General features: G+C 45.8%; 4 protein-coding genes. All 4 read right to left on the bottom strand.

Annotated features, from left to right (window positions below):
• The 4 genes from CKY02_RS00250 to CKY02_RS00235 are packed head-to-tail and all read right to left on the bottom strand — an operon-like array spanning position 1 to position 6,787.
• Positions 1-1,848, bottom strand: coding sequence for an ABC transporter ATP-binding protein (locus CKY02_RS00250; protein WP_238399041.1), 1,848 nt, complete (start codon positions 1,846-1,848; stop codon positions 1-3).
• Positions 1,748-3,547 (bottom strand): ABC transporter ATP-binding protein, encoded by a 1,800-nt coding sequence (locus CKY02_RS00245; protein ID WP_238399042.1) that lies wholly within the window; start codon positions 3,545-3,547, stop codon positions 1,748-1,750. The genes CKY02_RS00250 and CKY02_RS00245 overlap by 101 nt, the downstream gene beginning before the upstream one ends.
• Complete coding sequence (locus CKY02_RS00240; protein ID WP_112893773.1) at positions 3,540-4,784, bottom strand: MFS transporter; 1,245 nt, start codon at positions 4,782-4,784, stop codon at positions 3,540-3,542. The genes CKY02_RS00245 and CKY02_RS00240 overlap by 8 nt, the downstream gene beginning before the upstream one ends.
• On the bottom strand, positions 4,781-6,787 hold the full coding sequence (locus tag CKY02_RS00235) for a TonB-dependent receptor (RefSeq protein WP_112893772.1): 2,007 nt from the start codon (positions 6,785-6,787) through the stop codon (positions 4,781-4,783). Before CKY02_RS00235 ends, CKY02_RS00240 begins: the two co-directional genes overlap by 4 nt.
• Positions 6,788-6,897: the final 110 nt, after the last annotated feature.

The following is a 6,897-nucleotide window of genomic DNA, read 5'->3' as shown; positions in this document are numbered from 1 at the left end:
TTACGCCTTATTTGGCTTATTTGGGTATAGATGCCAGTGCTCCTCTGAGCCGAGATGGTTTTCCCAAAGGGATTGATAAAGTGAACAACGTCCTAACAATTCGTTGTGAGTTCCACTATCACAAAGGGTTCCATGATCCATCACCAATATCTGGTCAGCGCGGGTTATCGTGCTCAGCCGATGAGCGATAACAAAAACCGTTTTATTCTGGGTAAGAGAATCAAACGCCTGTTGGATCAACTGTTCATTTTCGGGATCGAGAGAAGCCGTCGCTTCGTCGAGGAATAAAACCGGAGATTGCTTTAAGATGGCGCGGGCAATGGCAAGGCGCTGACGCTCGCCACCAGACAGCGTACCGCCATCCACCCCTAGCGGTGTATCGTACCCTTGCGGTAATGCCATAATCGTATCGTGAATATTGGCAAGGCGAGCAGCCTGTTCCAGTTCTAACTGGGTTGCACCGGGATCACCCAACCGGAGATTGTTAGCGACGGTATCCTGAAATAGTGCGGTTTCCTGAAATACCATAGTAACGGTGTCATACAGTGCCTGGGTTTGGTAATGATGAATATCATTCCCACCCAGACGGATTTCTCCCTTATCCAGTTGATAGAAAGAGAGCAGCAGATAAGCCAGTGTGGATTTCCCACTGCCACTGGGCCCGACAATAGCGGTCATACTGCCTTGCGGCGCATAAAATGACACATTTTGGATAGCGGGTTGATTCGTACCTGGATAGCTAAATGAGATGTTATTCACTTCAACATCATATTTGTCTGGCGCGGCTAGTGGCCCGGAAGCTTGCGTTGCAACGGCTTCTATCTCTGCAATATGGGTTTCACCTACTTGCGTTAAGGCCGTAATATTGAGTAAGGGGATGATCCCACGTAGAGGGGTCATCGTGGCAAACAACAACAGAATCGTGATAAGTATTTCTGAGAGTGTTAATGCTTCTGGTGAATTAAAGCGCAGAGCGCCAGCCAGAATGCCAACGACCACGCTGGTATCAATGATGATGTAAAACAGGCTCAGTAGCGGAATACTTCTGAATACCCCACGGCGGAATGCGACACGTAATTGGTCGATTTCGCGGTCAAAACGCTGCTCTACCGTCGTGGTCGCTGCCGCAGCACGAATAAAGGACATACCTTGGGCGTACTCAACGATTGCTTCGGATACATCAGCCATCATAGTGGCACGCAAGCGCAATATTTCATCCAGTTTTTTACGGATAGCCCCCAAGATGAACATCCCAACCATCAGCACTAATAATGCACTACCGGCAACCACCCAATCGAACCAGAATAAAGCCAGGTAGATGAGAGTCAGCATCATCACCTGACAAGCGATTTGCGGTGTGGTATAGGCTGACTGATTTTCCTGCCATTGCACATCTTCAGATAACGTCAACGCTATTTTTCCAGCACTCAATCCCCGAATAGTGGCGACAGACATACTGACAAGGTGTTGTAGCAGAGAACGACGAATTTCTATGCCTAAACCATAGGCGGCAATGGTGAGTTTACATAATGCGCGAGCCATAAAAGTAAACCGCAGCAACAGTAAAATAACCAGTAATCCCAAAGTGATAAGCGGCAACATAGGATTGTCACTTTCCCCTAGATGGGTAATAGCCCAAGCAGCAATAGCAAGTTGAGCCATAATCGCAACGGTATCAAACTGTTTATATAACAACCCTTTAAACCAAACTCTTTGCAGTTTTGGTGATAGATGTTGCTGGAGACGATTAAATAGCCCCATGATAATTTGCTCCGGTCCCGGTTTTTTCTCCCCGCCAAGCAGCCCACTGTCTGGCGTATGCGCCTTGCTGTGCGACCAGTTCTTCATGGGTTCCTTGTTCGATAATCTGTCCTTTATCTAAAACCATTATTTGATCAAGATGACGGATAGTCGGTAGACGATGGGCAATGACAATCACTGTCTTATTGCGGCATAGAGCATTGAGCGCTTGTTGCATCTCTTTTTCACATTCTGGATCGGCATAGGCTGTAGCTTCGTCCAATACAAGAATCGGGACGTTTTTTAGAATAGCGGCGGCAACGGCAATACGCTGTTTTTCACCTACCGATAAACTCACGCCACCGTTCAGTACGGTGTCGTAGCCTTGCGGTAATTGCTGAATAAATTGATGTGCTTGCGCTGCGATAGCAGCCGTTTCAACTTCGGCCTGTGAGGCATTAGGACGGGCTAATCGTATGTTATTAGCCACCGTATCGTTGAACAGAAACACACGCTGGAAAACAAAAGAGACGTTATTGCGTAGTGTCGGTTCATCCATATTACGGATATCAACACCGCCAATAGTAACCTGACCATGCTGAGGGTCCCAAAGACGTGCGATAAGACTCGCTACAGTAGATTTACCCGAACCACTGGCACCGACTAAAGCTAATGAACTGCCCGCCGGTATAGAAAATGAAATGTTATTTAATGCATTCTCCTGCTTATCCTGGTAAGAGAAACTGACATTGTGCAGAGCGACGCTGTGATCGGCTGGTGTTTGGCTTTGGGTACAAGGTGCCAGTTCAGGTTGATTCATTAACCAACGATAGCGTGTGATCAATGCCTCTTGCTGTTGCAAACGTGTCATCACAGCGAACATAGATGAGGCAATATTGCCGAATGCCATTGCCGCCAAAATAAAGAAAGTGAATTCGAATAAAGTGATCTCTTGTCGGTTCAATAACCAGACCGCCAAAGGGAGGACAAACAACAGGTTAGCACTGGATAACACGAAAAACCGACTGGATTTGACCTGTACTTTCTCAACCCAAACATCAATAATCCGAGTCAGGGCAGTAAACGCTTTCTCAGCGCGTTGCAACGCAACCTTGCCGCCTGAATAGGTTTTGACCACGGGAATCGCATTAATAACTTCACCCATTGTTGAAGCAATACGGTTTTGGGCTGCATAAAAACGCTGAGTTGTCGCTTGAACTTTTATCTGAATATAGACGAATAACAGGCAGGCACCCAAAGTTGGCGCGAAAGCTGCTAAGGCTAACCGCCAATCAATGGCTAACATGACACTCAATGCAATCAATGGACCGAATAAAGTAGCAGACATCTCTGGAATGATATGGGCAATACCATCTTCAAGCTGTTCGACGTCATCTAGCATCATCTTTTTTATTTCAGTGCTGTCGGTCAGCATGAAAAAGCCCAGAGGGACAGACTTCAACTTACTGCTGATATTGCGGCGAACATCAGCTTGCACATCGGCAGCGATCAAATGAGCAAAAAACGTTGAACCACTAAAGGTCAACATAGCGGCAAATGTAAATCCCAATAACATAGCGCCATAATTCAATAGCGTGTCATATTGCCCGTCATAGATGGATTGGGTGATGAACCCGGCAACCGCCGCCGGCAACATTTGCAGGCCGGCGGAAAGAATGGCAAGTGCAATAGCAACGTAACTCAACGTGCGGTATGGGCGCATCAAATACCATAACTCTTTAATAACGCCGGCATCAGCCGCACGCTGCTCCGGCGAACTCTGAACAGAAGTATCATGATTACGCATTCACGCTCTCCTTGTGGAAATTATGGAATTTACGCAATGTCCAGAACAAGGCAATGAAGGTGAAGAGAAGTGCAAGAACGAAAAGGGCAGAATAGCCTGCTTTAGTAACAATCAATCCACCCAACACTGAACAGATAATTGCAATACCCATATCTGCGGATTGCATCAACGCAAAATCCACACCGGACTGAGCACCCGCAGCGAGCGACATCATCTGGGTATACAGCGCAACAAATTTGGCGGCGGTGATTAAGGTGATGAAGACATATGCGGCTGAAAGCAGGGATAACGGCGCTTCTGGTTGCCGGGCAAGCCAGAAGATACAGGCTAATACGATAGATTCAAGCAGCATGACAGACAGTAAAGTCTGGATAGCACCGAATTTACGTACAATGACGCCACCAAGCAGAACACCAGATAATCCAGCTAATGCACCACCACTGGCGGCAATGATACCAAGTTGAGTTAAATCCACGCCGCGATCGATCAAAAACGGCGAAAGCATACCAAGTGAAAGGCGCGTACCGATCATACATAGCAATATCAAAACCAGTGCTTGTCTAACCGGCGCCCGACGGAGTGCATTTTTGAGAGAAGGGGCAACCGGGGCTTTTAAAACCGTTGGTGCTTTTTCTACCTGTGTTTCCCGTAAAAATAGGGCAGGCAGTGACATCAATAGAATCACTATGGCTAACACCCCGGCACCAATGTGCCAACCATACAGTGAAACAAGGTATAGAAACAGACCGCTGCCGATGATAGAACCCAAATAACCGCCGCCAACTTGCATAACATTGCACCAAGGGCGATGTTTTGGTGATAACCGGTCAATAGCGTGGCCATCGGTGGTGGTATCCACCACGGTCAAACAAATGGTGATCAGAAACAGACCGACGATAATCAGCGGCATATGTTCGGCAGGTTTTGCCAGTGACATTGAACAAAAAAGCAAGGTAATTAACAGATTTCCGCAAATCATGATACGACGGGGGTTTGTATCCCCCGAACCAGATTTACGATAGCGCTCTATAATAGGCGCCCAAAGGAATTTGAATGCCCAAGGCAGCATCAGCAAGTAGAGCAAGCCGATTTTATCCGGGGTTACGCCGTGGCTACGCAAAAACGCTGGCATACTTTGTAACGTTAACATGCCGATAGTACTTTGGAGGGTGTAAACCCCCGCTAACGTCAACAACAGTAACGATATATGGCGGGGATGGGAGATATTGTGTGTCATAGTGAAACACTCACATCCAACCCAACATTCAAGCCCTTATTGATCATACTAAGCGTATTTGGCCCCACGGTGAAACTGGAGACACGATACTTTTTATCACCCAGATTTTCGCCATAGAGTTTTACATTAACCCCATGTGCCATTTCTAAACTTAATGAAGCGTCATAGAGGGTGTATCCTCCCTGTTCAAGGGTATTCGCTTCATTAAAGTAGCTTTTTGAATAGTAGCGGGCACCGGCATTTAAATAGAGGTTACCGGGTAACAACGTTTGATCAATCAAGTAGTCAAAACTTGCATTGAGCATGACATCTGGCGCATAAGGCAGGCGTTTATCGTTATAACTTATGCCATTCTCTGTATCGGTTGCATCAGTGAAGTTTGATTTGCCTACACTTCCCCCGAGAGAAAATTTCAGCCCTTTCATTGGCTTAATTTGGCTATTCAACTCAATGCCTTTGCTCTCTGCTTTACCCACATTGCGTATAAATTGTGCACCGATCGGACCAACATAAATTTGTTTATCTTTCGAATGAATGTAGTAAACAGCGCTGTCTAACGTCACTGCGTTATCAAAGAACGAGGTATGCCAGCCAAACTCATAATTATCTGAGGTTTCGGTATCGTAGGGTTTTCTATCATTGGCGGAGTAGACAATGTTATTGAATCCACCGGGTTTATATCCTTTCGTAGCAGAGAGATAGAAACGGGTATCTGGCGTCAATTGCCAACCCAATGCGGCTTTAGGCGTAAATTCATTACTGGAAACTTGGTTATCAAAAGCTTCGATTGCTGCCATGCCAGAACGGCCAGCATAGTCTATCTGCGATTTTTCATGGGACAAACGGCCACCCAAGGTCAGATCCCACTGAGAAGCAAAGGGCAATTTCACTTCACCAAACAGTGCCAGCGATTTTCCTTTTATTGTGTTAGCCGCATTGCCATAGTAACCGGGATAACCACTAGTATGATGTTTATTCTTTTCATCTGAAAACCAACCACCGAGAACGCTGGTAATCCTATTTGAGAAATTGGAGTTCAAACGCAGCTCTTGCGTGGTGGCATGGTGTTTCTCTTTCCATTTACCGCCAATGAAATCACGGTAAATATCGCGATCCTGATAAGAAGTCACACTGGTTAATACACTATCGCCAAAATCATATTCAGCCTTGAATGCATAACTGTTAACTCGACGGGTTAAATCAGGGATAGGGCCATCATATTCTTTCCGACGAAATTGTTCGTCGTTTAGATAGACTTCTTCATGGGAATCGAGATCTTCATGAGCAAAGCTAAGTTCAGCACTGAACGAAGAATCTTCTGGTGCAAATGTCAGTTGCCCTCGTCCAAGCCAGGTTTTGCTGGAATCAATATTTTTATCGCCACGATTTGGTGCATCAATTTGCCCAGGCTCTTTTACCCAACGCAGGCTGGTACTACCATAAAGGAGATCTTCAATAAGCGGTATTGATCCGCTGAAAGAACCACCTTGTTTCAGCTTGGAGTAATTACCGGAAAGGTTAAGCCAAGGGCCTTCTTGCGGCGAACGAGTGATGATATTAATAACACCCGCTTGTGCATTTCCGCCATATAAAGTCCCTTGCGGACCGCGTAATAGTTCTACACGTTCCACGTTGATTAATTCTTGTGTTAGGAATTGGTGATCTTGAGGAACGCCATCGACATAAATTCGAACAGAAGGCGAATAGAAATCCGGTGAACTAATACCGCGAATGGTGGTTGCTGAATAGGTTCTATTACCTCGTGAGCGGATTTGTAAACCAGGGAAAGCGCGCTCAAGATCTTGTACTTGTGTGATACCGGCCTGTACAAGTTCTTCGCCTGTTTTAACCAGAACGCTACCATCCACTTTATTTAACGCTTCTTCCCGTTTATTGGCCGTCACAATCAAAGCATCTTCTGTCGCGCCAGACGAATGTTCCGCCCATACCATAGGCGAAATTAAACAACATAAAACAGACGCCTTAGCGTATTTTTTTCTCATATAAATAACTCGTTATGCACTGTTCAAATCATGTTTTACAAAAATTAGGTGTGGTAAAACAAAAAACATAACGGGAGACTATCGATAGTATTCCATCAGGGCTAACGGAA

It is taken from the genome of Photorhabdus bodei (assembly GCF_003287735.1).
GTDB classification, from domain to species: Bacteria; Pseudomonadota; Gammaproteobacteria; order Enterobacterales; family Enterobacteriaceae; genus Photorhabdus; species Photorhabdus kayaii.
The sequence above is the reverse complement of the archived record's forward strand: the minus strand, read 5'-3'. Positions and strand labels throughout refer to the sequence as shown.